Origin of the sequence: Nocardia sp. NPDC051911 (genome assembly GCF_040681035.1) — a bacterium.
Taxonomy (GTDB): Bacteria; Actinomycetota; Actinomycetes; order Mycobacteriales; family Mycobacteriaceae; genus Nocardia; species Nocardia sichangensis.
Genome location: NZ_JBFAXY010000018.1, coordinates 66,148 through 91,033, shown reverse-complemented (window position 1 = coordinate 91,033; position 24,886 = coordinate 66,148). Strand labels below are relative to the sequence as shown.

20 protein-coding genes are annotated in these 24,886 nt (G+C 70.3%); 14 read left to right on the top strand and 6 right to left on the bottom strand.

The genetic code is table 11. The features are described 5' to 3' along the window. Positions 1-430: 430 nt before the first annotated feature. The 4 genes from AB0L97_RS22425 to AB0L97_RS22410 are packed head-to-tail and all read left to right on the top strand — an operon-like array spanning position 431 to position 4,079. Positions 431-2,875 (top strand): AAA family ATPase, encoded by a 2,445-nt coding sequence (locus AB0L97_RS22425; protein WP_364432552.1) that lies wholly within the window; start codon positions 431-433, stop codon positions 2,873-2,875. Positions 2,876-2,882: 7 nt separating this feature from the next. Beyond that, complete coding sequence (locus tag AB0L97_RS22420) at positions 2,883-3,374, top strand: hypothetical protein (RefSeq protein WP_364432549.1); 492 nt, start codon at positions 2,883-2,885, stop codon at positions 3,372-3,374. Positions 3,375-3,395: 21 nt separating this feature from the next. Beyond that, positions 3,396-3,785 (top strand): YchJ family protein, encoded by a 390-nt coding sequence (locus tag AB0L97_RS22415; RefSeq protein ID WP_356967304.1) that lies wholly within the window; start codon positions 3,396-3,398, stop codon positions 3,783-3,785. An 18-nt stretch (positions 3,786-3,803) separates the two neighbouring features. Then, positions 3,804-4,079, top strand: a complete 276-nt coding sequence (locus tag AB0L97_RS22410; RefSeq protein WP_355077196.1) for a SelT/SelW/SelH family protein — start codon at positions 3,804-3,806, stop codon at positions 4,077-4,079. Positions 4,080-4,094: 15 nt separating this feature from the next. Here AB0L97_RS22410 and AB0L97_RS22405 read toward each other — a convergent pair whose 3' ends face one another. Further along, positions 4,095-4,322, bottom strand: coding sequence for a zinc ribbon domain-containing protein (locus AB0L97_RS22405; RefSeq protein WP_355077194.1), 228 nt, complete (start codon positions 4,320-4,322; stop codon positions 4,095-4,097). 119 nt (positions 4,323-4,441) lie between these two features. Here AB0L97_RS22405 and AB0L97_RS22400 point away from each other — a divergent pair, with 119 nt between their 5' ends. The 7 genes from AB0L97_RS22400 to AB0L97_RS22370 all read left to right on the top strand — a co-directional run bounded on the left by AB0L97_RS22400 (position 4,442) and on the right by AB0L97_RS22370 (position 15,306). Further along, complete coding sequence (locus tag AB0L97_RS22400; protein WP_364432543.1) at positions 4,442-5,578, top strand: ROK family transcriptional regulator; 1,137 nt, start codon at positions 4,442-4,444, stop codon at positions 5,576-5,578. Positions 5,579-5,746: 168 nt separating this feature from the next. Further along, on the top strand, positions 5,747-6,790 hold the full coding sequence (locus tag AB0L97_RS22395) for an ABC transporter substrate-binding protein (RefSeq protein ID WP_364432540.1): 1,044 nt from the start codon (positions 5,747-5,749) through the stop codon (positions 6,788-6,790). Between the two features lie 34 nt (positions 6,791-6,824). Then, positions 6,825-7,673 (top strand): ABC transporter permease, encoded by an 849-nt coding sequence (locus AB0L97_RS22390; protein ID WP_355077189.1) that lies wholly within the window; start codon positions 6,825-6,827, stop codon positions 7,671-7,673. Next, positions 7,649-8,371 carry an ABC transporter ATP-binding protein gene (locus AB0L97_RS22385; protein ID WP_364432536.1) on the top strand — a complete coding sequence of 241 codons (723 nt, stop codon included), beginning with the start codon at positions 7,649-7,651 and terminating at the stop codon, positions 8,369-8,371. The genes AB0L97_RS22390 and AB0L97_RS22385 overlap by 25 nt, the downstream gene beginning before the upstream one ends. 12 nt (positions 8,372-8,383) lie before the next feature. Then, positions 8,384-9,730 (top strand): LLM class flavin-dependent oxidoreductase, encoded by a 1,347-nt coding sequence (locus AB0L97_RS22380; protein WP_355077185.1) that lies wholly within the window; start codon positions 8,384-8,386, stop codon positions 9,728-9,730. Continuing rightward, positions 9,727-13,500, top strand: coding sequence for an ABC transporter ATP-binding protein (locus AB0L97_RS22375; RefSeq protein WP_364432531.1), 3,774 nt, complete (start codon positions 9,727-9,729; stop codon positions 13,498-13,500). Before AB0L97_RS22380 ends, AB0L97_RS22375 begins: the two co-directional genes overlap by 4 nt. 210 nt (positions 13,501-13,710) lie before the next feature. After that, the gene (locus tag AB0L97_RS22370; RefSeq protein ID WP_364432528.1) at positions 13,711-15,306 is read left to right on the top strand and encodes a carboxylesterase/lipase family protein; all 1,596 of its coding nucleotides are present in this window, start codon (positions 13,711-13,713) and stop codon (positions 15,304-15,306) included. 134 nt (positions 15,307-15,440) lie between these two features. On the opposite strand, the gene AB0L97_RS22365 is transcribed toward AB0L97_RS22370, so the two are convergent. The 3 genes from AB0L97_RS22365 to rfbD form a co-directional block, all read right to left on the bottom strand. Beyond that, positions 15,441-16,520 (bottom strand): NDP-sugar synthase, encoded by a 1,080-nt coding sequence (locus AB0L97_RS22365; protein ID WP_356967317.1) that lies wholly within the window; start codon positions 16,518-16,520, stop codon positions 15,441-15,443. Between the two features lie 44 nt (positions 16,521-16,564). Continuing rightward, the gene (locus AB0L97_RS22360) at positions 16,565-17,461 is read right to left on the bottom strand and encodes a glycosyltransferase family 2 protein (RefSeq protein ID WP_355077177.1); all 897 of its coding nucleotides are present in this window, start codon (positions 17,459-17,461) and stop codon (positions 16,565-16,567) included. A 432-nt stretch (positions 17,462-17,893) separates the two neighbouring features. After that, positions 17,894-18,712, bottom strand: coding sequence for a dTDP-4-dehydrorhamnose reductase (gene rfbD, locus AB0L97_RS22355; protein ID WP_364432706.1), 819 nt, complete (start codon positions 18,710-18,712; stop codon positions 17,894-17,896). A gap of 294 nt (positions 18,713-19,006) precedes the next feature. Here rfbD and AB0L97_RS22350 point away from each other — a divergent pair, with 294 nt between their 5' ends. The 3 genes from AB0L97_RS22350 (at position 19,007) to AB0L97_RS22340 (ending at position 22,565) form a co-directional block, all read left to right on the top strand. Beyond that, complete coding sequence (locus AB0L97_RS22350) at positions 19,007-20,431, top strand: LCP family protein (protein WP_356967408.1); 1,425 nt, start codon at positions 19,007-19,009, stop codon at positions 20,429-20,431. Positions 20,432-20,434: 3 nt separating this feature from the next. Continuing rightward, positions 20,435-21,157, top strand: coding sequence for a TIGR03089 family protein (locus AB0L97_RS22345; protein ID WP_356967321.1), 723 nt, complete (start codon positions 20,435-20,437; stop codon positions 21,155-21,157). Between the two features lie 106 nt (positions 21,158-21,263). Further along, a complete protein-coding gene (locus AB0L97_RS22340; RefSeq protein WP_364432523.1) occupies positions 21,264-22,565 on the top strand; it encodes a cytochrome P450 in 1,302 nt (433 codons plus the stop codon). Here the strand turns inward: AB0L97_RS22340 and AB0L97_RS22335 are convergent, their stop codons facing one another. Together AB0L97_RS22335 and AB0L97_RS22330 are read right to left on the bottom strand one after the other, a co-directional pair. After that, positions 22,566-23,267, bottom strand: a complete 702-nt coding sequence (locus AB0L97_RS22335) for a response regulator (RefSeq protein ID WP_355077172.1) — start codon at positions 23,265-23,267, stop codon at positions 22,566-22,568. It lies immediately after the preceding gene. Further along, positions 23,264-24,835: an ATP-binding protein gene (locus tag AB0L97_RS22330; RefSeq protein ID WP_355077170.1), complete on the bottom strand. Its 1,572-nt coding sequence runs from the start codon at positions 24,833-24,835 to the stop codon at positions 23,264-23,266. The genes AB0L97_RS22335 and AB0L97_RS22330 overlap by 4 nt, the downstream gene beginning before the upstream one ends. Between the last annotated feature and the right edge of the window lie 51 nt (positions 24,836-24,886).

Below are 24,886 nucleotides of genomic sequence, written 5' to 3'. Positions count from 1 at the left end.
TCCGGCTCGCTGCTGCCTCATCGCCTTCCTTCATTGCTCGGTTGACCGGATTTCTACCCCAGCGCACCGACAAGTACCGCCGCCGGCGCCGCGCTGCCCTCGGAACCGCTTGTCCCGGTGCCGCATTCGTCTTTCGAACGAATCTTGCGCCGATCGGTGCGCTCTGGCATTCTGTCCTGTTCGGCTCGACCGAGCCACCCGGACCGGGTGTAGACACCATCGAGGCTGCCCGCCGGGGTTGGCGCGAGGGGTGGACATCGAGACATGGCGCAGGCGTTTCGATGACCATATATCCATCCCCGCGGGCAGATTCGCTCGGGCGCGGTGGGCGATTCCGGCGTGATCGGGTAGCGTTCCGCACAGCTTCGACAAGGCGCCGTGCACGGGGTCGGAGGACGTGTTGCGGCTCGATGGTGGAGGGGTTTTTCGCATGCGCCTGGATCCCGACGCTGTCGACGCCGCCGGTTCCACGGACGCGCCGCCCCGGCTGTCGGAGGTGGTGACGAGACGCCTGGCCGAGGATCCCGCGGTCACGCCGTCGATAGCGCGGACCGTGTTGCGCGCCATCGGCGCCGCCGAAACAGAGGACGCGTCAACGGCATTCGATCACTCCGGGATCTTCCTCAGCGCCATCCGGGTGTGCGGTTTCCGGGGTATCGGCCCCGAGACGACGCTGCAACTGCCGCCCGGGCCCGGCCTCACGCTCGTGGTCGGCCGCAACGGCAGCGGCAAATCCAGTTTCGCCGAGGCCGCGGAATTGGCGATGACCGGAGGGAACCGCCGGTGGGACGGCCGCTCGGCGGCGTGGCGGGAGGGCTGGCGCAACCTGCACGACGGCACGGCCGCCCGCATCGAGCTGGAGTTGCTCACCGCCGGTGCCGCGCCGCGCCTCACCATCGCCAAGGAATGGGCGGCCGACGCGGACCTGCAGGACGCGCACTGGACCCAGCGGTATCCGCCCGCGCCGCCGACGGGATTCGACACCGACCGGTGGGCGGCCCAGCTCGAGCTCTACCGGCCCTTCCTGTCCTACAGCGAACTCGGCGCGCTGGTGGACGGGAAACCGAGCGACCTGTTCGACGCGCTGCACCAGCTGCTCGGTCTCGACGAACTCACCCTGGCGCAGGAACGGATCCGGATGCGCCGCCTGGAGCTGGAACGCGCCGTGCGGGATTCGCGTCAGGAACGCCTGGAACTGCTGGAGCTGCTCGCGTCGGTGGCCGACGATCGCGCGGTCCGCGTCGCCGGGCTGCTGCGGCCCGCCCAACCGGATCTCGCCGCGGTGGGCCGGGAAGTGCTCGGCGCGGTGGACGATCCGACCGGACCGGACGGCCTGCGCGCCATCGTGCGGCTGGCGCTGCCCGAAGACGCCGAAGTCGAGGCGGTGGCCACCCGGCTCGAGGAATGGGGCGCGGCGCTGGCCGCGGGAGCCACCGCCGACGCCGAAGCCGATCTGCGCCTGCTGGAACTGCTGCGCAAGGCGCGGGAACACCATGCCGCGAGCGGGCCGTGTCCGTGCCCTGTGTGCGGCCGCGGCGCACTCGACGACGCGTGGGCGCGCGAGACCGATGCTGCCATCGAGCGGCTGACCGCCCGAGTCGACGCGCTCACGACCGCGCGGATCGAGCTCGGCAACGCGGTGCGGGCCGCTCGGGCGCTTCCCGACCTCGTTCCCGCCGAATTGGATTTCGATCCGCGCAACCCGCCGTCGGTCGACACCACGGCGGTGCGCGAGGCCTGGGCCGAATGGGCCGCGCTGACCAACACCGAATACGCCCCGGACCTGCCCGCCCGGCTGCGCGCCGCCCACGCGCGACTGGTCGACGAACTCGACCTGTTGCAGAAGGGCACCCGCAAGGAACTCGACCGCTTGGACGAGGTGTGGACGCCGCTGGTGCCACGGATCGTGGCCTGGCTGGAGGGCGCGCGCGAGGTGGCCGCGCACGCCGCGGAGCTGCGCACCGTGAAGAAGGCCGAGGACTGGCTGAAGTCGGCCACCGCGGGTCTGCGCGGCGAGCGCATGACGCCGCTGGAAACGACGGCGCGGTGGGTGTGGCGCACGCTGCGGCAGCAGAGCAACGTCGAGCTGGGCGCGATCCGTTTGCAGGGCAACGCGGGCACCGCGCGCCGCGTGCTGCTCGACGTGACCGTCGACGAGGTGGACGGCGCCGCGCTTGGCGTGATGAGCCAGGGTGAGCTGCACGCGCTCGGTCTCTCGCTGTTCCTGCCGCGCGCCACGGTGGAGCAGAGCCCGTTCCGTTTCGTCATGATCGACGACCCGGTGCAGGCGATGGACCCGGCCAAGGTGGACGGCCTGGCGCAAGTGCTGGCCACGGTCGCCTGGACCAGGCAGGTGGTGGTCTTCACCCATGACGAGCGCCTCGCCGAGGCGGTGCGGCGGATGCAGCTCGACGCGACCGTGCTGGAAGTGCAGCGCCGCGACCGCTCGGTGGTCGAGGTGCGGGTGTCCAGCGACCCGATTCGCCGCTATCTGGACGACGCCCGCGCATTGGTGCGCACCCCGCAGTTGCCCGCGGCGATCGCCGACGAACTGGTGGCCACGTGCTGCCGTTCCGCGGTGGAGGCGGCCAGTCTGGCCAGGGCGCGGCGCACCCTGCTCGCCGCGGGCATGGATCACGCGGAAGTGGAACGCCACATCGATGCCGCGCATTCGACCCGGTCGAAAGTGGCGCTCGCGGTCTTCGGGGTCGGCAGCAAGGTCGACGACTTGAACAAGAACCTCATCGCGCGCGAAGGACGGTGGGTGGTGGACGCATTGCGCGACGCCACGGCGGGCGCGCACGTGCCGATCGGGCGCGATATGCGTGAGCTGATCGGTGAGACCGAGAAGTTCGTCGCGTGGCTGGCCCGGTGAGGCGCCGATGAGCGGGCGGCGTCGGCCGGTCGGCGCACGTCGTGGACCCGCGGGCGGCGGACGCGCGGCCAGGCACGGGCAGCGTGGGCCGAACAACGGCGCGCAACGCTCGCGCGCGAATCGGCCGTCGGTCGCCGAGCGGCTGGAAACCGTGGATCTGTTGCTCGCCGGATCGGTGACCGCCGCGGGCGGGCTGTGGTCCCGCGCGACGGCCTGGATTCTGCGGATCGCTCTGGAGCAGGCCGTCGACGAACTGTGGCTGCGGCTGGCGCCCCCGCTGGTCCGCTGTCCGATGCGGGCACAGCTCATCGCGCTGCGCACCTTCGCGGGACCGGACGTGGCGGCGCGCGTGGCCGTGCTCTGGGCGGCGCTGTCGCGCGCCGCGCACCATCACGACTACGAACTCGCGCCGAGCGTCACCGATCTGCGGCGCTGGCGGGAGCAGACCGTAGCCTTGGCCGAGGACCTGGCGGCGGTGCGGGCGCGCCGGGATTCCTGACACAGGTCGGAAGGGCGCGGAATGAACAAGGCACGGCGCTGCCCGTGTGGGCGTGGCGAGGCATTCGAGGACTGCTGCGGTCCGGTGTTGAGCGGCGAGCGTCCCGCTCCCACCGCCGAAGCCCTGATGCGGTCGCGCTACACCGCGTTCGCGGTGGGCGATGTCGACTATCTGCTGCGTTCGTGGCATCCGCGCACTCGCCCGGCCGCCTTGACCCTCGATCCCGCCCAGCGCTGGTTGTTCCTGGAAATCACCCGGACCGATCGAGGTGGACTGTTCGACGACACCGGCACGGTGGAGTTCGTCGCGCACTACCGCGACGCGGGCGGTCGCGGCGCACTGCACGAGACCAGCCGGTTCGCCCGATCCGACGGCGCCTGGGTCTACCTGGACGGCACGCACGACGACTGAGCGGTAGCGTCAGCGGGCATGGCACGCGTCGCGATCGAGTACTGCACCCAATGCCGCTGGCTGCTGCGGGCGAGCTGGATGGCGCAGGAATTGCTCAGCACCTTCGCCACCGACTTGGACGAAGTCGCGCTGCTGCCTGGTTCGGGCGGGGTCTTCCGGATCACCGTGGACGGCGAACAGATCTGGGAGCGCAAGGCCGACGGCGGATTTCCCGACATCACGGTGCTGAAGCAGCGGGTGCGCGACCGGGTCGCACCCGAGCGCGACCTCGGTCATGCCGACCGGCGCGAGTGAGACCGCGCCGGGAACTCAGCCGCAGCAGCCGCCACCGCAGCAGCCGCCGCCCGCAGGGGGCGCCGCCGGGGTTGGTGCGGGCGCGCTCGCGCCGCCTCGGGAGACGGTGGCGAAGGTGGTCAGCAACTTGACCGTGTCGTCGTGGCCGATCGGGCAGGTCGCCGGCGCGGCCGACTCCGCCATCGGACGGGTCACCTCGAACGTGTCACCGCAGCTGCGGCACCGATAGCTGTAACTCGGCATCCGCTCAGTTTAGGGCCTGTGCCGCCGGTGCGTTCGGATCGGCCTGCGCCAAATGCTTCGCAGCCGCGGGCCGCGTCCGTAGCGTGGCTGGGCAGCGCGGCGATGAAGAGGTGACGGCGATGGCGGACGGCAGCGCGGGAGCGGTACTTCGAGCGTTGCTCGAGCTGGGTCCGGCTCCGCGCAGTTCGATCGCCAGACACGCGGGAATCTCACCCGCCACGGTGACGTGGCAGACTCGCGCGCTGCTGGAGGCGGGGTTGATCGTCGAGCTGCCCGAGACCGCCGGCGCGTCCGGGATCGGCCGACCGCATAGCCCGCTGGCGCTCGACACCGCCGACAACGTGGCCATAGCGGTGCACATCGCGGCCACCCACACCACCGTCGCGGTGGTGGACATCGGCGGCACGCTCCGGCAAACCACGAAGGTGCCGCACCGCACGCACGCCCCGTACGACATCCTGGCCACCGCCGCCGCCGAGGTGTGCCGGGTCCGCGACGAGTCCGACGGACTGCGGATCGTGGGTCTGGGCGTGGCTACCGGCGGCCGGGTCGACCGAACGGCGGGGTCGGTGGTGGACCATTCCTTCCTGCGCTGGCGTGACGTCCCGGTGCGGGAGTATCTCGCCGCGCGCACCGGATTGCCGACCCAGCTCGACAGTCACACCAGAGCGCTGATGCACGCCGAGCAGCTGTTCGGCCGCATGGGCGCGACGGCGAGCTCGGTGGTGCTGTTCGTCGGCAACGTGATCGATGTGGCCATCGCGGTGCACGGGCAGGTGCACTACGGGCCGCGGTCTGGAGCCGGATCGATCGAGTCGCTGCTCGGCCTGGGCGCGGGAAAGAGCGCGGGCCCGCAGGGGGGTTCCTCGCTCGACGACTACTACTCCGATCATGCACTGCTCGAGCGCTGCGGCGTGGCGTCGACCATGCCCGAATTGGTGGCGGTGGCGGCCGAAGGCGCGCCCGTGCGCGGGCTGTTCCTGGAGCGCGCCCGCGTGCTCGGCCGGGTCGTCGCGGCGCTGATCGATCTGCTCGATCCTGAATCGGTGGTAGTGGTCGACCGCGGCCGTCGCGTCGGCGGCGTGTGGGAGGCGTATCTCGCGGCAGTACGCGAACATTCGCTGTTGTGTACCGACCCGGCCGAACTGGTGGTCGGTTCGTCGTTCGAGGGGCGAGTCCTGGAGATGTCCGCGGGGGCGGTGGTGCTGCACAGCCTGTTCCACACTCCGCTGCGCGCGCTGGAGGCTGCTGTTTGACTCCGACTTATTTTAAGTAGAACGAATATTGACGTGCGGCACGGTTATTCGGGAAAGTTCTTTCATGAAAGAAATGCACCGAGCCATTGCCGGGACCGGATCGCAACTGCGGTGTTGTCCGGGAGCGAGATATTCCCGAGAACACCGGATTCGACCCAGGAAATCACCGTGCGCAATTCTCTCCGGCGATTAGCACTCGTCACCTCCGCCACCGCTCTGCTCGCCGTCTCGTGCGCCACCGATGAGGGCGGCGACACCGATCTGAAATCCGCGCTGCCGACCACCGTTCCGGCAGGCACCTCGTTGTCGGTGGCGGTCAACACCACCCGCGTCGCGCTGGAAACCTCCGGTGAGATCGGCAAGCTGCCGTTCACCGTGTCCGCCTGGCCCGCCGTCTCCGCGGGCCCCGACGTCATCCAAGCCTTCCGTGGCGGTTCGGTGGATATCGCGACGAACGCGGGCATCCCGCCCATCCACGCCCACGCGACCGGTCTCGACGCCAAGATCGTCGGCGTCAAAGTCCGTGACATCCCGAACTATCAGCTGGCCACCGCACCCGGCGTGACCGTCAACTCGATCCAGGAATTGCGCGGCAAGAAGATCGGCTTCTCGCCTGGTCAGGCCCAGGGCGTGGTGGTGCTGCGCACCCTGCGCGCCGCGGGCATCGGCCTGAACGAAGTGCAGCTGGTGGAACTCAACAGCCCGCAGTTCCTTACCGCGTTGCAGGGCAAGCAGATCGACGTCGCCCCGCTGGGGGAGCCGACGCTGACCAAATACCTGGACAAATACCGCGGGCAAGGCGCCACGGCGGTGGCCACGCCCGCGGTGGACGCGCTGACCGTGCTGTGGGCGCCGACCGCGGTCCTGCGCGACTCGGCCAAACTCGCGGCCGTCCGGCAATTCGTCGAGTTCTGGGCGCGCGGCGATGTCTGGGCCTGGGAGCACCAGGAACAATGGATCTCCTCTTACTACGTGAAAGACCAGGAAGTCTCCGCGGCGGACGGCCGGCGAATTCTGGATACGACACCGCGTCCCTATTTCCCGGACAATTGGGACAAAGCGATCGCATGGGAGCAGGACACCGTCGACTTGCTCACCGGTTCGGGCTATTTCGGCAAGCGGTTCGACGCGAACGAACTTTTCGACCGCCGCTTCGAACGAGTCGCCGCCGAGGCGGTGACCGCGAACTACCGCACCCAGGACACCCGGTGAACCGCTCGAGCGCCCGCACAACACAGGAGTCGCCATGACCATCGCACTGACTCGCACCGTAGCGGCGCCGCCGTCACGGACCGACGGATTCGTCGAACGCAGGCAATTGCGCAGGCTCGGGCTACGCAAGTCCGTTCCGTTCGCCCGGATGCTCGGCGTGCTGGTAGTTCTCGGCCTCTGGGCGGCAGGCGCGCACTTCGGCTGGCTCGACGAACGCAAGCTGTCGGCGCCGTGGACCGTGCTGGAAACGGGCTGGGACCTGCTCGTCAACGGTTCCCTGGCGGCGAACGTATCCGCCTCGCTGCAGCGCGCGGGCATCGGCCTCGGCATCGGCGTGCTGGTCGGCACGACGCTCGCCCTGATCGCGGGCCTGTCCCGATTCGGTGAGTCGCTGGTGGACGGCCCGATCCAAGTGAAGCGGGCGATCCCAAGCCTCGGCCTGATTCCGCTGATGATCCTCTGGCTCGGCATCGGCGAATCGTTCAAGATCGTGCTGATCACCCTCGGCGTGGTGATCACCATGTATATCCAGACGCACGCCTCGCTCACCACCATCGATCAGCGGCTGGTGGAACTGTCGGAGGTGCAGCGGGTTTCGCGGGCCACGTTCATCAGGAAGGTCGTGGTACCCGGTTCGCTGCCCGGCTTCTTCCTCGGCCTGCGACTCTCGGTGACCGGCGCGTGGCTGGCGCTGATCGTCGTCGAATCCGTCAACGCCATCGACGGGTTGGGGAAGATGATGCAGAACGCCCAGAACTACGGCCAGGCCGACGTGATCCTGGTGGGCCTCGCGGTCTACGGCACGTTCGGACTGTTGTCCGACGGTGTCATCCGGCTGGTCGAGCGGAAGGTGCTGTCGTGGCGACGGACGATCGCGGGGTAGGCGTACAGGTCCGCGGACTGACCCGCGGTTTCGGGGAACGCAAGGTGCTGGACGGCATCACGCTGACGATCCCGGCCGGGCAGTTCGTCGCCCTGCTCGGCCGCAGCGGGTCGGGCAAGAGCACGCTGCTGCGCGCGCTGGCCGGACTCGACTACGACGTCGCCGGGTCGGGCACGCTGCGGGTGCCCGCCAAGACGTCGGTGGTGTTCCAGGACTCCCGCCTGCTGCCATGGCAACGGGTGCTGGCCAACGTGCTCTACGGCCAGCCGCGCTCGCGCAAGGCCGCGGCGGTGCGGGTACTCACCGAGGTCGGTCTCGCCGGACGCGAACGGGCGTGGCCCAACCAGCTCTCCGGCGGCGAGCAGCAACGGGTTTCGCTGGCCCGCTCCCTGGTGGGCGAGCCGGACCTGCTGCTGGCCGATGAACCCTTCGGCGCGCTGGACGCGCTGACCAGGATCAAGATGCACGAGCTGCTGCGGCAACTGATCCGGCGCCGCCGCCCGACCGTGCTGCTGGTCACCCACGACGTGGACGAGGCGATCGCGCTCGCCGACCGGGTGCTCGTGCTCGACGAGGGGCGCATCACGGTCGACCTGCCGGTGGACCTGCCCGCCGAGCGCGACCCGAGTCTGCCCGAATTCCAGCGCGTCCGTCGCGCATTGCTCTCTTCGCTGGGCGTCGCCCCGGCCGCTGTCTGAAAGGACCCGACCATGTCCGGTAAACAACTGCACCTCAACGCCTTCCTGATGTCGGTGGGACACCACGAGGCGGCCTGGCGGCTGCCGGAAAGCGATCCGTACGCGCACACCGACATCAACTACTACGTCGAGCTGGCCCGCACCGCCGAGCGCGGCAAGCTGGACTCGATCTTCTTCGCCGACAGCCCGGTGCTGATGGGCGATCCCGGCCGCAGGCCGAGCGGCAAGCTGGAGCCGACCGTGATCCTCACCGCGGTGGCCGTGCAGACCAGCCGGATCGGCCTGATCGCCACCGCGTCCACCAGCTACAACGATCCCTACAACCTGGCACGCCGGTTCTCCTCGGTGGACTGGGTGAGCAACGGCCGGGTCGGCTGGAACATCGTCACCACCGCGGGCGCCGACGCCGCGCGCAACTTCGGTCTGGACGACACCCCGGACCACCAGCTGCGTTACGAGAAAGCCGCCGAGTTCGTCGACGTGGCCACCAAGCTGTGGGACAGCTGGGACGACGACGCGATCGTCGCGGACAAGGGCCTCGGCATCCACACCGACGCGAGCAAGGTTCGCAAGATCGGCCACCACGGCGAGTTCTTCAAGGTCGACGGTCCGTTGAACGTGCCGCGCTCGCCGCAGGGCTACCCGGTGCTGGTGCAGGCCGGCTCCTCGGAGGACGGCAAGAACTTCGCCGCCCGCTACGCGGAAGCGGTGTTCACCGCGCAGCAGACGCTCGAGGACGGCAAGGCGTTCTACACCGATCTCAAGCAGCGCGCGGTCGCGCTGGGCCGTGACCCGGAGACGATCAAGATCCTGCCCGGCATCGTCCCCGTCATCGGCGACACCGAGGAACAGGCACGCGAACTCGACGCCGAACTCGAGCGCCTGATCTCGCCGGAGTACGCGCGCCGCCAGCTGGCCGCGCACTTCAAACTCCCGATCGAGCAACTCGACCTGGACAGCGAACTGCCGGAGGATCTGCCCACCGAGGACGAGATCCAGGGCGCCAAGAGCCGGTTCACGCTCATCGTGAACCTCGCCCGGCGCGAACGACTCACGCTGCGTCAGCTGATCGGGCGGCTCGGCGGCGGCCGCGGGCACCGCACCTTCGCGGGCACGCCCGAACAGGTGGCCGACACCATCGAGCACTGGTTCCGGGAGGGCGCCGCCGACGGGTTCAACATCATGCCTGCCGTGCTGCCCTCGGGACTGGAGCGCTTCGTCGACCAGGTGGTGCCGATCCTGCAGCAGCGCGGGCTGTTCCGCACCGAGTACACCGAGACCACCCTGCGTGGACACTACGGCCTGGACCGGCCGGCCAACCAGTACGACACCGCGGATGCGCTCGTGGTCGCCCGATGAGCTCGGTTCAACCGGATCCGTCCCAGCCGGGATGGATCCGGTACCTGACGCGCCGCTGTCTCGAGCACCGCCGCCTGGTCGTGGCCGCGGGCGCCGGTGCGCTCGCGGCGGCGCTGCTGACGGCGGTGCTGCCCCTCATCGTGCGGCACGTGGTGGACACGCTCACCACCACCGCGGCGTCGGTGGCGCCGTGGGCGGCGCTGCTGCTGGTCGTCGGCGCGGCGCGATTCGGGTCGTCGTTCACGCGCCGGGTGGCGTCGTCCCAGCTGTCGCTGGGTGTGCAGCACGATCTGCGCCGGGACCTGTTCGCCGCGCTGCTGCGGCTGGACGGCCGCGAGCAGGCGGACCTGCGGACCGGTCAGGTGGTCAGCCGGGCGATCACCGACGTCACGCTGATCCAGATGTTCGTGCAGCTCATTCCCATGGTGGCGGGCAATGTGGTGCTGCTCGCCGGTGCGCTGACCCTGATGACCCTGATGTCGCCCGCCCTGACCGTGATCGCGCTGCTCGTGGTTCCCGCCTTGTGGATCATCACCCGGCGCAGCCAGCGCAAACTCTTCCCGGCCAACTGGGACGCGCAGGCCCGCGCCGCCGAGGTGGCGATGCGGGTGGAGGCCGCGGTCGCCGGGGTGCGAGTGGTGAAGGGGTTCGGCCAGGAACGGCACGAGCTCGACGGATTGGCCGCCAAGGCACGGGAGCTGTACCGTTCCCGGCTGCGCGTCGCGCGCATCACCAGCCGGTTCACCCCGGCGATGCAGGCCGTGCCCGCGGCGGGACAGGCGCTGATCCTGATCGCGGGCGGGCTGCTGGCGCTGTCGCAGTCCATCACGCTGGGCACCTTCTTGGCGTTCATGACCTATCTCGGCTCGTTCGTCAGCCCGATCCGGCAGTTCGCCATGCTGCTGACGGTCAGCCAGCAGGGCAAGGCGTCGCTGGACCGGGTGCGCGAGGTGATCGAGGCGCCGACGCCGGTGGAACGTCCCCAGGTCGAGACGGTGCGCGGCAGTACGCCCCCGCGCGTCGAGTTCCGCGGCGTCGGTTTCGGTTTCGACCGCTCCCGGGTGCTCGACGGGCTGGAACTGACCGTAGAGCCGGGCGAGACCATGGCGATCGCGGGCGGGGCGGGCAGCGGCAAATCGACATTGGTGCAGTTGCTTCCGCGGCTGGTCGACCCGGACGCCGGGGCCGTCCTGTTCGACGGCGTCGACATCCGCTACCTGTCCGACGCCCGCGACCAAGTGGCGATGGTGTTCGAGGACACCCACCTGATGGCCGACAGCATCCGGGCCAACGTGGCCTATGGACGCCCGGCGGCCACGGACGAAGAGGTCTGGCACGCCTTGTATCTCGCCGCGGCCGACGGGTTCGTGCGGACACTGCCCGAGGGACTGGATACCAGGATCGGCGAGCGCGGGCAGCGGCTGTCCGGCGGACAGCGGCAGCGCATCGCGCTGGCCCGCGCGCTGCTCACCGACGCGCCCATCCTGGTTCTCGACGACGCCACCTCGGCCATCGACGCGCAGGTCGAGGAACAGATCTACGCCAGGATCGCGGCCGAGGTGCGCGGGCGTACCACCATCGTCGTCGCGCATCGCCTGTCCACCCTGGCGCTCGCCGACCGGGTGGCCGTGCTCGACGACGGCCGGGTGGCGGAACTGGGCACGCTGCGCGATCTGCAACACTCCGGCGAGTTGTTCCGCGCGCTGTTCACCCCGCCGGAGGTCACGGGCATCGGCGTGGACGCCGGGCTCGCTCGGCCCGAGGCGCCGACCTCCCCGCTGTGGGTCGAGCCCGCCGGGGACGATGATGACGGCGCACGCACCCTGGAGCAGGTGGCGAAGGCGTTCTCCCAGCGTGCCGCCGGTGCTCCTGCCGGAGCGGGCCGGGCGGCGGGGCCGGGGATGCTCGCCGCCGCGCCGCCCAGCGGTGACGTGCAGGAGCTGATCGACCGCCTTCCCGCGCTGACCGGTGAACCGGAGGTCTCCGAAACCTTCTCGCACACACCGGATCCGGAGTTCTCGCTGCCGCGGCTGCTGCGGCCGTTCGCGGCGCCGTTGCTGGCCGGGCTCGGTCTGGTGGGGCTCGACGCCCTGGCGCAGGTGCTGATTCCCTTCCTGGTGCGTTACGGCATCGACCACGGCGTCCTGGCCGGCGCGCGCGACGTGCTGCTGGTCGCGGCGGCGCTCGCGCTGCTCGTGGTCGCGGTGGACTGGGCGATCAGCGTCGCGCAGGTGCGGGTCACCGGTCGCGCGGGCGAACGGCTGCTGTACGGCCTGCGAGTGAAGACCTTCGCGCAGTTGCAACGGCTCGGCTTGCAGTACTACGAGCGCGAACTCGGCGGCCGGATCATGACCAGGATGACCACCGACGTCGACGGGCTCTCCGCGTTCCTGCAAACCGGCCTGGCCACCGCGCTCACCAGCACGGTGACCATCGCGGGCGTGGTGATCGCACTGCTGGTCATCGACGCGCGGCTGGCGCTGGTGGTACTCGCGCTGCTCCCGCTGCTGGTGATCTCGACGGCGGCGTTCCGGCGCGCGTCGGTGCCCGCCTACAACCTCGCACGCGAGCGGGTCAGCATCGTCAACGCCTACCTGCAGGAGAACGTCGACAACATCAAGGTCACCCAGGCCTACCGGCGCGAGGAGCGCAACCGGGCCGAGTTCGAGCGGCGGTCCTGGGACTATCGCGACGCGCGCCTGCGCAGCCAGATCCTGATGGCCGTGTTCTTCCCGTTCATCGAGTTCATGTCCGTGGTGGCCACGGCTGCGGTGCTCGCGGTGGGCGTGCACCAGGTGCGCGAGGCCGTGCTCACCGCGGGCACGCTCATCGCCTTCCTGCTCTACGTGGATCTGCTGTTCGCGCCGATCCAGCAGCTGTCCCAGGTCTTCGACAGCTACCAGCAGGCCGTGGTCGGCGTCGATCGGCTCGGCGAACTGCTGCGCACGCCGGTCGCCACCCCGGACGCCGCCGACGCGCGTCCGGTGACCCGCCTGAACGGTGCGATCGAGTTGCGCGGAGTCGGATTCACCTACGAGACCCGCGCCGAGCCGGTGCTCTCCGGCATCGATCTGCGCATCGAGCCGGGGCAGAAGGTGGCGCTGGTCGGCGAGACGGGCGCGGGCAAGTCGACGCTGGTGAAGCTGCTGGCCAGGTTCTACGACCCGACCGAGGGCGCGGTGCTGGTCGACGGCGTCGACGTGCGCGACTATCGCTTGCGCGAGTATCGCAAGCGGCTCGGCGTGGTCCCGCAGGAACCGTTCCTGTTCGGCGACACCGTGCGCGCGGCAATCTCGTACGGCAAGCCGGAGGCCACGCCCGCCGACATCGAGTGGGCGGCGCGGGCAGTCGGCGCGCACGAGATGATCGCCGCGCTGGAGCACGGGTACTACCAGCCCACCGGCGACCACGGACGCAGCATGTCGGCGGGCCAGCGCCAGCTGCTCGCGCTCGCGCGGGCCCAGCTCGTCGAGCCGGACATCCTGATCCTGGACGAGGCCACCGCCTCGCTGGATCTGGCGACCGAGGCCAGGGTGCGGGCCGCGGTGGACGTGCTCACCGCCGGGCGCACGACCATCGTGGTCGCGCACCGGCTCGCCACCGCCGCGGACGCGGATCTCATCGCGGTGGTGGGCGAGGGGCGGCTGTTGCAGACCGGCACGCACGCGCAACTGCTCGGCGAGGACGGGCCGTATCGCCGCTTGTGGGCCGCGTACGTCGGCGACGACACGGCGTCGGTCGGTGACCGGGAATCGGAGGCCGCGACCTGATCCCGCGCCACCGTGACAGCAGGAGCATTCTCCTGGCTATCCCCAGGTGGCGGTGGGTGCCTGCGCTCGGTGACCGATTCGACACCGCGGCGCCGGCCAGGGGCCTGAACAGCGGATGAATGGGAGTCGACGCGGCAATGTCACGGCATCGCGACGCTCTCGTACTGATCTTCGACGTACTCTCGAAAAAGAAGTATGAGGAGGTCTGCGATGCGCGCTCAGTTCTCCGAGGCGGTGCCCGGTCCCGACGGTTCGGCCGAGCCCATCGCGCGAACGGCCTACGGCGACGTGCGTGGTGTGCGCGAAGGGCCGGTGTCGGTCTGGCGCAGCATCCCCTACGCGGCGGCTCCCACCGGTCCGGCCAGATTCGCTCCGCCACGGGCCCCGCAGCCTTGGGACGGGGTGCGCGACTGCACCGCTTTCGGGCAGATCGCGCCGCAGACGATGGGCACCATGGTCCCCGTCGACTCCGGCCTGGCCATGGGCGAGGACTGTCTGTGGCTCAACGTCTGGTCACCGCGGCCGGAGACGGGCGATCCCACCCGTGGCCCGGACACCGAGCCGCGCCCGGTGCTGGTCTGGCTGCACGGCGGCGCGTACTGCCTGGGCACCGCCGCGCAGCAGATCTACGACGGGCGCAAGCTGGCCGCGGCCGGTGACGTCGTGGTCGTCGGGGTCAACTATCGGCTCGGTGCGCTCGGCTTCCTCGACCTGTCCTCGCTCGGCGACGACTTCGCGCCGAACCTCGGCCTGCGCGACCAGATCGCCGCACTGGAGTGGGTACGCGACAACATCGCCGCGTTCGGCGGCGATCCCGGCAACGTCACGCTCTTCGGCGAGTCCTCCGGCGCGGGTTGCGTCACCGCGCTGCTGACCGCCCCCCGCGCCGCCGGGCTGTTCCACCGGGCGATCGCGCAGAGCCCGCCCGCTACGACGGTGTTCGGGCAGGAACGGGCCGCGACGGTGGCGCAGCGGTTCCTCGAGCTGATCGAGCTGCCCGCGACCAGGGCCGAAGAGCTGCTGGACTGCCCGATCGAGCGGATCGTGGCGGCGGCGGGGGTCCTGCTCGACGAGATACCGCTGAAGGAGCCGGGCCGACTTGCGGCCGCGCCCGTGGTCGACGGCGATCTGCTGCCGACTTACCCGATCGACCGGTTCCAGCGCGGACAGTCGCACCGGGTGCCGTTGATCATCGGCACCAACAAGGACGAGGCGTCGCTGTTCCGGCTGCTGCGCTCGCCGATCATGCCGGTGACGCCGGACGCGGTGAACGCGATGCTGCGCGACGTCGCGGCGAGCCACCCGGAGATGTCCGCGGAGCGCATCGCCGAGATCACCTCGGCCTACCCGGACCTGAACAAGGCGCGCGGGGCGCTGGCGATGTCCACCGACGCGGCGTTCCGGATGCCGGCGCACTGGGTGGCCGACGGTCACGCCGAGCACTCGCCCACCTGGATGTACCGCTTCGACTACGCGACCCCGATGCTGAGGGCCGCCCGCGTCGGCGCCGGTCACGCCACCGAATTGCCTTACGTCTTCGGCAATTTCGGGACACTGAACCTCGATCCGACCTTCTGGCTCGGCGGCCGCAAAGCGGCCATGGAGGTCTCCGGGCGCGTGATGCGCCGCTGGCTGGCCTTCGCCGCGCACGGCGTCCCCGCCGCGCTCGACGGCTCCAAACACTGGCGGCCGTATCGCCTGGGCGACCGCGCCACACTGCTCATCGACGGCGTCGATCGCGTGGTCGACGACCCCGACCGCGACCTGCACACCGCCTGGGGACAGCAAGCCGTCGGGTTCTCCTAGCAGAGGTTCTTCGCGCAGCACGCGAATTCGGGTCGTCCGCGCCGTCGGCAGGCGCCGGAAGTGGCGGCAACACCAGCCCGATCGCGCCGCCGCCGGATGCCAGGTCGATCGGGCACCCGGCGAGCGTGAGCGCCTCAGACGTCGGTGGAGAAGCGGATGCCGCCGTCGGGAATCTCCACGCCGGGCCAGACGCGAGCGCCGCGCAGCAGTTCGCAGCGGGCGCCGATGTTCGCGCCGTCTCCGATGACGCCGTCGCGGACCAGCGCGCGGGGGCCGATGCGCGCCCCGAAGCCGATGATGGTGCGCTCCACCGTCGCGCCCGCCTCGATCACCGCGCCGTCGAAGACGACCGCGCCGTCCAGGCGCGCGCCCGCGCCGATCTCGGCGCCGCGGCCGACGACCGTGCCGCCGATGAGCACCGCACCCGGAGCGACACCCGCGCCGGGATGCACCAGCGATTCACCGCGCTGCCCCGGCAGGGCGGGGGAGGGTGCGATGCCGCGCACCAGATCGGCGGAGCCACGCACGAAGTCCTCGGGCGTGCCCATGTCGCGCCAGTAGGAAGCGTCGACGTACCCCTGGACGCGGGCGCCCTCGGTCAACAGCGCAGGGAACACCTCGCGCTCCACCGACACCGGACGCCCCGCCGGGATCTTCTCGATGTACTCCCGGCGGAAGACGTAGCACCCGGCGTTGATCTGATCGGTCGGCGGATCCTGGGTCTTCTCCAGGAACGCGGTGACCCGGCCGTCCTCGTCGGTGGGCACGCAACCGAACGCGCGCGGGTCGCTGACCCGGACCAGGTGCAGCGTCACGTCGGCGCGAGTCGACTCATGGGTGTCGAGCACCGCGCCGAGGTCGGTTCCGCCGAGCACGTCGCCGTTGAACACCATCACGTTGTCCGCGCGCAGCTTGGGCAGCACGTTGCGGATCGCGCCGCCGGTGCCGAGCGGCTCGGTCTCGGTGACGTACTCGATCTCCAAGCCCAGCTCGGAGCCGTCGCCGAAGTGTTCCTCGAACACTTCGGCCTTGAACGACGTGCCCAGCACCACGTGCGTGATCCCGGCCTCGGCGATACGGGCGAGCAGATGGGTCAGGAACGGGAGCCCGGCCGTCGGCAGCATCGGCTTGGGCGCCGAAAGGGTCAGCGGCCGCAGCCGCGTGCCCTGCCCGCCGACCAGGATCACCGCGTCGGTGCCTGTATTTCCTGCCATCAAGCTCCCCTGTTCACAAGGTCGTTTCTCGCCGCCGTCGCCGGTTACCCGGCGTCGCGCGCCTGCTGGCGCAGGGCAGATCGAACCGCAATCCGCGAGCGGACCGCAAGTCCGGCCCGCAGCGCCAACCGCAGCGGAGCCTGCCACCAGTGCGGATGCCGGTCGGCCTGGAACCGGTAGGCGCTGGCATGGTGGGCGGGCAGCATCACTTCGGGATGGCGGCCCGCTGCGTGACCTTTGGCATGGGTTACCTCGGCGTCCGGCACGAAAACGTTGTGCCAACCCGCCTTGCCCATCCGGTCGCCGAAGTCGACGTCCTCCATGTACATGAAGTAGCGCGAGTCGAAACCGTCGATCGAGTCGAACGCCGCGCGCCGCACCAGCAGGCACGACCCCGACAGCCAGCCGACGGCTCGCTCGGAGATCTCCTCGTTCTCCTGCCGGTACCTGCGGGTCCACGGGTTGGACTTCCACACCGTGCCCAGGATCGCGTGTCCGGCGCCGTCGAGCAGGCCGGGCACCCGGCGGGCCGACGGGTACACGCTGCCGTCCGGCTCCAGCACCAGCGGACCGAGCGCGCCCGCGCGCGGCCAGCGCTTGGCGGCGGCGAGCAGTTTGTCGATGGAATCGGTGCCCCAGCGGATATCCGGGTTGGCGATCACGACGAATTCGATCGCCGGATCGATCTCCGCGACCGCCCGGTTGATCGCGCCGCCGTAACCGATGTTGCCGCCGGTGCGCAGCAGCCGCACGTGCGAATTGGCCTCGGCGACCAGCTCCGGCACACCGTCGACCGACCCGTTGTCGGCGAGGATCACCTGAGGCTTCTCGGCGGTGGCCCCGGCTAGAGTGCTGATGAAGTGCTCTAGGTGCTCACCCGGCGAGTAGGTCACCGTGACGACGGCCAGGCCCGCGGGCGCGGCGGATTCGGAATCACTCACGACAGCCAACCTTAACGGGCGCAACCGCAAGCCGTCCGTCGATGGCTCGCGCTCGTCCGCAGCCGAGGTGGAGGATGCCGGACAGGCGAGCGCGCGTCGTGTGTCGAGCGGAGGCCCGCCCGGCCGGCGCAGCGGGACATCCTCGGGGCGATACCCTGCGCGTGGCCGGAATGAAAGCGCAGACCCCTGACGAGCGCTGCGGGAGACGATCTGCGCATGACCGGGGTGCGAGAGTACGCCCGACGGGCGCAGCCGGACATCGTCGGTCGACAGCCTGCGCGTGGTCGGAGTGACAGCGGAGGTAGGCCCAACGCGCGCAGCTCGACCCGTCCGTCGATGGCTCGGCATGCCGCGAAGGCGGGGTACGCCTGGCGGACGGAGCCAGGTGCCGTCCATCAGCCCGCATGACCGGAATGAAGGCGGAGGTACGCCTCAATCGGCCTGCCGCGCCAGCGCGTCTCCCAACGCGGTCCGCCAATCCCGCAGCGGCGTGAGCCCGGCGTCGTTCCAGGCCCGCGGCGAGAGCACCGAAAACGCCGGGCGGCGTGCGGGTCTGGGGAAGGCGGAGGAGTCGCACGGACGGACGCGCCCCGGATCGGCGCCGACACCGGCGAACACCGCTCGGGCGAGCTCGAATCGGCTGGCCCGCCCGGCGTTGGTGGCGTGCAGCACCCGCGGCGCGTCCGGCCTGCCCGCCAATTCCAGCAGCGCGACGGCCAGGTCGGCGGCGTAGGTGGGCGAGCCGACCTCGTCGTCGACGACGTCGACCGTGTCGCGTTCGCGCTCCAGCCGCAGCATCGTGGCGACGAAATCGCCGCCGCGCCCGGTGTATACCCACGCGGTGCGCACCACGTGCGCGTCCGGGCAGCGGCTCAGCACCGCCTGTTCCCCGGCGAGCTTGGACGCCCCGTAGACCGACGTCGGTCCGGTCACATCGGCTGTGTCGTACGGCCGATCCTGGGTACCTGGGAAGACGTAATCGGTGGACAGATGGATCAGCCGGGCACCGAGGTCGGCGCAGACGTCGGCGAGCACGGCCGGTCCGGTGGCGTTGCCCGCGTACGCCGCCTCGGTTTCGGTTTCGGCCAGGTCGACGGCGGTGTAGGCGGCGCAGTTCAGCACCACGTCGCCGGGCGTGAGCACCGCGCGCACGGCGGCGGGGTCGGTGATGTCGAGTTCGGGGCGCCCGTAGCCGCTGGCGGCCGGAGCGAGACGACGCAGTTCCCGGCCCACCTGCCCGTGCGCGCCCATGACGACGAGGCGAGCGGACGCGGTGGAGTCGGGCGCGGTGGGGTCGGTCACGGGCGCAAGTCTGGCACGCCGCCACGTCCTCGGTTGCGGCCGTTCGCGCCCGCCGTTCGATAGCCTTGTGCTATCGGGGGATCCCGAAACCGGGCGGGGCGAGCGGTAACCATGGTGGCGGATCGGTTGCGCACGCGTCGCCAGGACACCGAGTTTCGGCGAGAGGATGCGGACTTGTCGCAGCGGAGGGGCACATCGGCGGCGTCGCGGGCGACCGGGCCCGGCGACCGGGCCTTCGGGCCGCTGCGCTCGCTCGCTGTGGCCGCCGCCGTGATCGTGCTGGTGCTCACCGGTTTCGCCTGGCACAGCGTCGACGGTCTTGTGGCCGACATCGAGCGTCTCGGCGATCTGGGCCTCGGCGGCGGTCGCGACGGCGCGGTGGACATCCTGCTGGTCGGTGTGGACAGTCGTACCGACGCGCACGGCAACCCGCTGTCGGACGCCGAGCGCGCGATGCTGCACGCGGGCGACGAGGTCGGCACCAACACCGACACCATCGTGCTGCTGCGCGTGCCGAACGACGGACGCTCGGCCACCGCGATCTCGATCCCGCGCGATTCCTACGTCAGCATTCCCGGCCTCGGCATGGGCAAGATCAATTCCGCCTACGGCGCGACCAAGGCGGCACAGTTCCAGAAGCTCCTCGACCAGGGCGTCTCGAACGCCGACGCGGAGCGGCAGTCCACCCAGGCGGGCAGGCAGGCGCTGATCAAGACGGTGGCCGGGCTCACCGGTATCACCGTCGATCACTACGCCGAGGTGAGCCTGCTCGGCTTCGCGCTGCTCACCGATGCCGTCGGCGGCGTCGAGGTATGTCTGCGGAACCCGGTCGACGAGTGGATGTCCGGCGCCAAGTTCCCCGCCGGACGCCAGCGCCTGGACGGGCCGCGAGCGTTGAGTTTCGTGCGCCAACGCCACGATCTGCCGCGCGGCGACATCGACCGCATCGTGCGCCAGCAGGTATTCATGGCACAGCTGGTGCAGCAATTGCTCAGCGCGAAGATGCTCGGCAACCCGGCCAAGCTCCAGCAACTCAGCGACGCGGTGGGCCGGACGATCGTGCTCGACGAGGACTGGGACGTGCTGGCGTTCCTGCAGCGGTTGAAGGATCTGTCCGGCGGGCAGGTGAAATTCGAGACCATTCCGGTCGCCGACCTCAACGGCGAAACCGGCAACGGTGAATCCGTGGTCAAGGTCGAGCCCAAGGCGGTCAAGTCCTACGTCGCCTCGCTGGTCGGCGGCGACCCGGCCCCGCGCAACGCCGAGCCGGGGTTCGATCCGGCGACCGTGACGGTCAGCGTCTACAACGCGGGCGGCATCGGCGGACTCGCGGCCGAGGTCGCGCAGGCCTTGAGCGCCAAGGGCTTCCGTCAAGGCACGGTGTCCAACTACAGCGGCGGCCACGTCACCGGCAGCCGCGTGCTCGCGGCGGACACCTCCAGTCCGAAGGCGCAGGCGGTCGCCAAGGCGCTCGGCGGGCTGACGGTGCTCGCCGATCCGGCTCTGTCCCCGGATTCGGTGAGTGTCGTGCTGGCGAGCGACTATTCTGGTCCGGGCTCGTCGGCGAGCCGGATGTTCGACCTGTCCGGAACGTCGACCGCGGCCACACCAGTCCCGCCCGCTCCACCGATCGACGCAGGCCAGAACGGACCGAAATGCGTGAACTGAACCATGCGTGACATCGACCAGGCACATACTCTCACCGAAGCGGTGCTCGATCCCATCCTCGCCCGCGAACCCGCGGGCCCGCGCGTCACCTACTACGACGACGCCACCGGCGCGCGCATCGAGCTGTCCGGCGCGACGCTGGCGAATTGGGCGGCCAAGACCGCCAACTTGATTCGCGACGAGTTCGGCCTGAGCCCGGGCGCGCGGGTCGCCGTCCTGCTCCCCGCGCACTGGCAGACCGCCGCGGTGCTGCTGGGCTGCTGGTGGGCGGGCACCGAGGTGGTGTTGCATCCGGACCGGGACGCCGATCTGGCCCTGGTCACCCCGGACCGCCTGGACGACGCCGACGGAGCGGGCGAGGTCGCGGCCCTGTCGCTGGACGCCATGGGCTCGCCGGTGCGCGACCTGCCGGTGGGCGTCACCGACTTCGCCACCTCGGTGCGCGTGCACGGCGACCAGTTCCTGCCCCGCGGCGCCGGCGTCGCGCTGGACGGCATGCCGGTCGCCGAGGTGCTCGCCGAGGCGCGGAAATCGGCGATGCGCCAGGGCTTCGCCGAAGGCGACCGAGTGCTGTCGAGCACGCCGTGGGACACCCCGGCCGAACTGATCGACGGATATCTCGCGGTGCTGGCCGCGGGCGCTTCGCTGGTGCAGGTGGTCAACCCGGATCCGGCGCTGCGTGAGCGGCGCGTCGCCTCGGAGCGGGTGACCGCGCAGCGCGGCTGAGCGGCTCCTACCACGGTATAAGCGCCGAATCCGACCTGAGGACGTTCCACAAGCGGGCCGGGTTCCGTACGGTGGACTCATCGGCGACGACGACGGGGTTGGACTTATGAAGCCACATTATTGGTTCCGCTGGTTGTCCGTGCAGGGCGCGCCTCGTCTCGTTCTGCGCCTGCAGGCGCGTCGCGGTGACCCGTTCGCCGAACTGATGGGCGGACCGGCGGGTTTCGACGACCCCTATCCGCTGATCGAACGTCTGCGCGGCGAGACGAGGCTGATGCGCACCTCGATCGCGTGGGCGACCTTCGACCACGAGCTGTGCCGCTCCATCCTGCGCGACAGCCGCTTCGGGGTGCGCACCACGGAGAGCTTCAACATTCCCAAGCCGCTGCAGAAGCTCGCCGAACGCTTCCCCTTGCCGCCGAATCCGGTCGAGCCGCCGTCGATGCTGGTCATCGATCCGCCGGAGCACACAGCCATGCGCAAACCGGTGGCCTCGGCCTTCACCCCGCGCGCGATCCGCAGGCTGCGCGACCGCGTCGAGACGGTCACCGAGGAACTGCTGGACGATCTGCCCGCGCACGGTTCGGCGGACCTGATCCGCTCGTTCGCCGCCCAGGTGCCGATAGCGATCATCTCGGAGATGCTCGGCTTCCCGGACGAGGACAAGGCGCTGTTCCTGGACTGGGGCGATCAGATGACGCCCCTGCTGGACGTCGGCATCCCCTGGCACGCGCACCGGAAAGCGATGCGGGCCATGGAGGTGATGAACGACTACCTCGACCAGCACATCGAACGGTTGCGTCGCGCGCCGGGCGAGGACATCCTCAGCAGCCTGGTCGCCGCGGGCGAACTGGACTCCTACGCGCTCAAGGCCACCGCGAGCCTGCTCATGGGCGCCGGTTTCGAGACGACGGTCAACCTGATCGGCAACGGTGTCGCGCAGTTGCTGGCCCATCCGGATCAGCTGGAGCGGCTGCGCGAGGCGCCGGAGCTGTGGCCGAACGCCGTCGAGGAGATCCTGCGTTTCGACTCCCCGGTGCAGACCACCGCGCGGACCGCGCTGACCGATGTCGAGATCGACGGCGTCCGGGTGCGCGGGGGCAACACAGTGGTGCTGTCGCTGGCGGGCGCCAACCGCGATCCCGCGGTCTTCGCCGATCCAGGACGTTTCGACGTCGGGCGCGACAACGCCAAGGACCACCTGTCGTTCAGCAGCGGCGTACACGTCTGCCTGGGCGCGAGTTTGGCCAGGATGGAAGGCGTCTACGCCCTGCAAGCCCTGTTCGAGCGGTTCCCCGACCTGCGGCTGGACGGTCCGCTGCGGCGGCGCGCGCTGTTCACCCTGCACGGGTACGAGCGCATGCCGGTGCACCTCGGCCAGCGCGCGCAGGCCCCGGAGCCGGTCTGATCAGCCCGTGGTCTTCCAGACGTAGCGGGTCTTCGGGCGCCCGGCCCGGCCGTAGTCGGAGCGGCGGACGACCAACCCGTCGTCGGCCAGCTTCTCCAGATAACGCCATGCGGTGATGCGCGAGACGCCGATCGAGGTCGCGGTGTCCGCGGCCGTCACACCCTCGGCCTCGGCCGCGCGCACGGTGCGGGAGATCTCGTCGAGGGTCTGCGGCGCGACGCCCTTGGGAGTCGTCGCGCGCTGGTCGGTGGTGCGCAGGGCGCTCAACGCCCGGTCGATGTCGTGCTGGGAGATGGCGCTCTCCCCGGCAGGGAGCGCGGTGCGGAACTCGCGATAGCGGTCCAGTTTGTCGCGAAACGCGGCGAAGGTGAACGGCTTCAGCAGATACAGCACGACGCCGTGCGACACCGCGGTGCGCACCATGGCCAGGTCCCGCGCGGACGTGATGGCGATGACGTCCGGGCGCGGCGCCAGGCCGGTCAGTGCGGCGGCGACGTCGAGGCCGCTGGCGTCCGGAAGACCGATGTCCATCAACACCAAATCGATCGGCGTGCCCTCGGCCGCGGCGTCGGCCGCCGCGCGCATCGCCTCGCGTCCGGTGTGGGCGATGCCGACGGGTGTGAATCCGGCGATGCGCTCCACGTAGGCGCGGTGTGCCTCGGCGATCAGCGGCTCGTCCTCGACGATCAGCACGCGGATCATCGTGCCTCCTTTCGTGGGATCGTCACGGTGACCGCGCTTTCGGGATCCCGTTCGGTATGGATGCTTCCCCCGTGACGGGCCACCAGCCGGTGGACCAGCGCGAGACCGAGCCCGTGGTGGTCGGCTTTGGTCGAATAACCGCGCTGGGACGCGCGGGCGAACGTCTCCGCCGACATGCCGGGGCCGCTGTCGGCGACCCGGATGTAGAGCGTGGACTCGTCCGGGGCGTCCGCCCATTGGTGGCGCAGCGTGACCTCCACCCAGCCGGAGGTGCTGTCCGCCGCCGCATCGATCGCGTTGTCGACGAGATTGCCCACCAGCGTGACGGTTTCGTGCGGGGACAGCGGGTCCACCGAGTCGAGCGCGGTGTCGTCGGTGATCGTCAGCTCGATGCCGCGCTCGGCGGCCTGGTTCACCTTGCCGAGCAGCAGAGCGGCCAGGGCAGGCGCGCCCACCGCGGCGAACAACCGATCGATCAGCGACTGGGACAGCTCCAGTTCAGCCGTGGCGAACTCGACGGCCTCGCGGTGGCGGCCCAGTTCGACCATGGTGACCACAGTGTGCAACCGGTTGGCCGACTCGTGCGCCTGCGCCTGCAACGACGCCGCGAAGCTGCGCACGGAATCGAGTTCGCCCATCACCGCCTGCAACTCGGTGTGGTCGCGGATGGTCATCACCGTGCCGATCGCCCGGCCTTCCCACTCCACGGTGTCCTGGTTGACCAGCAGGATCCGGTCGGTGGTCACGTGCATCTCGTCGCGGACGGTGCCCCAGCTCATCCGTTGCAGCGACAGCGGGAGGTCGCTGCGCCGCACGTCACCCGCGGGCAGGTCGAGCAGGCGGCGCGCCTCGTCGTTTACCACCTCGGCATCCTCGCCGGACGCGCCGAACACCACCAGGCCCTCGTGCACCGAATGCAGGACGGCGTCGTGGTGCTCGTACATCGCGCGCAACTCGTCCGGCGCCAGGCCGTGGGTCTGCCTGCGCAGCCTGCGGCTCAGCAGGAACGATCCGCCCGCGGCCAGCGCCAGCCCGGCCGCGGCGACGCCGAGGATCAGCGGGAACTGAGTAGCGACCTGGTCGCCGATCTTCGCGCGGGTCACGCCCGCGGAGACCAGAGCGACGATCCGCCCGTGGTCCTGGACCGGAGTCACCGCCCGGATGGAGGGGCCGAGCGTGCCGGTGAAGGTCTCGGTGAACGTCTCGCCCGCCAGCGCGCGATCGATGGTGCCGCTGAACGGCAGTCCGATCATCGCGGGGTTGGTGTGCGTGTAGCGGGTCCGATCCAGCGCCATGACCACGATGAAATCCATGCCGGTCTCGCGCCGGATCTCCTCGGTCACCGGCTGCAACAACGCCGTCGGATCCGCGCTGTGCAGCGCGTCGATGGTCGAGGGCGCGTCGGCCACGCTCACCGCGACGTCGGTGACCTCCCTGGTGGTGGTGACGTCGCTGTCGTGCCTGGCGTCCAGGACCGCGAGCACCACGCCGATCCCGATCATCACGGCCAACACGACCAACTGGAAGACGAACGCCTGCCCGGCGAGGGAGAGCCGACCGCGTCTCACAAGCTCTGCCTCCGCTGAACGTAATGCACCAAACAGTGACCGGGATCACCC

What these genes read in the sequence shown, in the direction of transcription:
- AB0L97_RS22425 (WP_364432552.1), top strand. Translation starts at nt 431, where the DNA reads ATGCGCCTGGATCCCGACGCTGTCGACGCCGCCGGTTCCACGGACGCG.
- AB0L97_RS22420 (WP_364432549.1), top strand. Translation starts at nt 2,883, where the DNA reads ATGAGCGGGCGGCGTCGGCCGGTCGGCGCACGTCGTGGACCCGCGGGC.
- AB0L97_RS22415 (WP_356967304.1), top strand. Translation starts at nt 3,396, where the DNA reads ATGAACAAGGCACGGCGCTGCCCGTGTGGGCGTGGCGAGGCATTCGAG.
- AB0L97_RS22410 (WP_355077196.1), top strand. Translation starts at nt 3,804, where the DNA reads ATGGCACGCGTCGCGATCGAGTACTGCACCCAATGCCGCTGGCTGCTG.
- AB0L97_RS22405 (WP_355077194.1), bottom strand. Translation starts at nt 4,322, where the DNA reads ATGCCGAGTTACAGCTATCGGTGCCGCAGCTGCGGTGACACGTTCGAG.
- AB0L97_RS22400 (WP_364432543.1), top strand. Translation starts at nt 4,442, where the DNA reads ATGGCGGACGGCAGCGCGGGAGCGGTACTTCGAGCGTTGCTCGAGCTG.
- AB0L97_RS22390 (WP_355077189.1), top strand. Translation starts at nt 6,825, where the DNA reads ATGACCATCGCACTGACTCGCACCGTAGCGGCGCCGCCGTCACGGACC.
- AB0L97_RS22380 (WP_355077185.1), top strand. Translation starts at nt 8,384, where the DNA reads ATGTCCGGTAAACAACTGCACCTCAACGCCTTCCTGATGTCGGTGGGA.
- AB0L97_RS22375 (WP_364432531.1), top strand. Translation starts at nt 9,727, where the DNA reads ATGAGCTCGGTTCAACCGGATCCGTCCCAGCCGGGATGGATCCGGTAC.
- AB0L97_RS22370 (WP_364432528.1), top strand. Translation starts at nt 13,711, where the DNA reads ATGCGCGCTCAGTTCTCCGAGGCGGTGCCCGGTCCCGACGGTTCGGCC.
- AB0L97_RS22365 (WP_356967317.1), bottom strand. Translation starts at nt 16,520, where the DNA reads ATGGCAGGAAATACAGGCACCGACGCGGTGATCCTGGTCGGCGGGCAG.
- rfbD (WP_364432706.1), bottom strand. Translation starts at nt 18,712, where the DNA reads ATGGGCGCGCACGGGCAGGTGGGCCGGGAACTGCGTCGTCTCGCTCCG.
- AB0L97_RS22345 (WP_356967321.1), top strand. Translation starts at nt 20,435, where the DNA reads ATGCGTGACATCGACCAGGCACATACTCTCACCGAAGCGGTGCTCGAT.
- AB0L97_RS22340 (WP_364432523.1), top strand. Translation starts at nt 21,264, where the DNA reads ATGAAGCCACATTATTGGTTCCGCTGGTTGTCCGTGCAGGGCGCGCCT.
- AB0L97_RS22335 (WP_355077172.1), bottom strand. Translation starts at nt 23,267, where the DNA reads ATGATCCGCGTGCTGATCGTCGAGGACGAGCCGCTGATCGCCGAGGCA.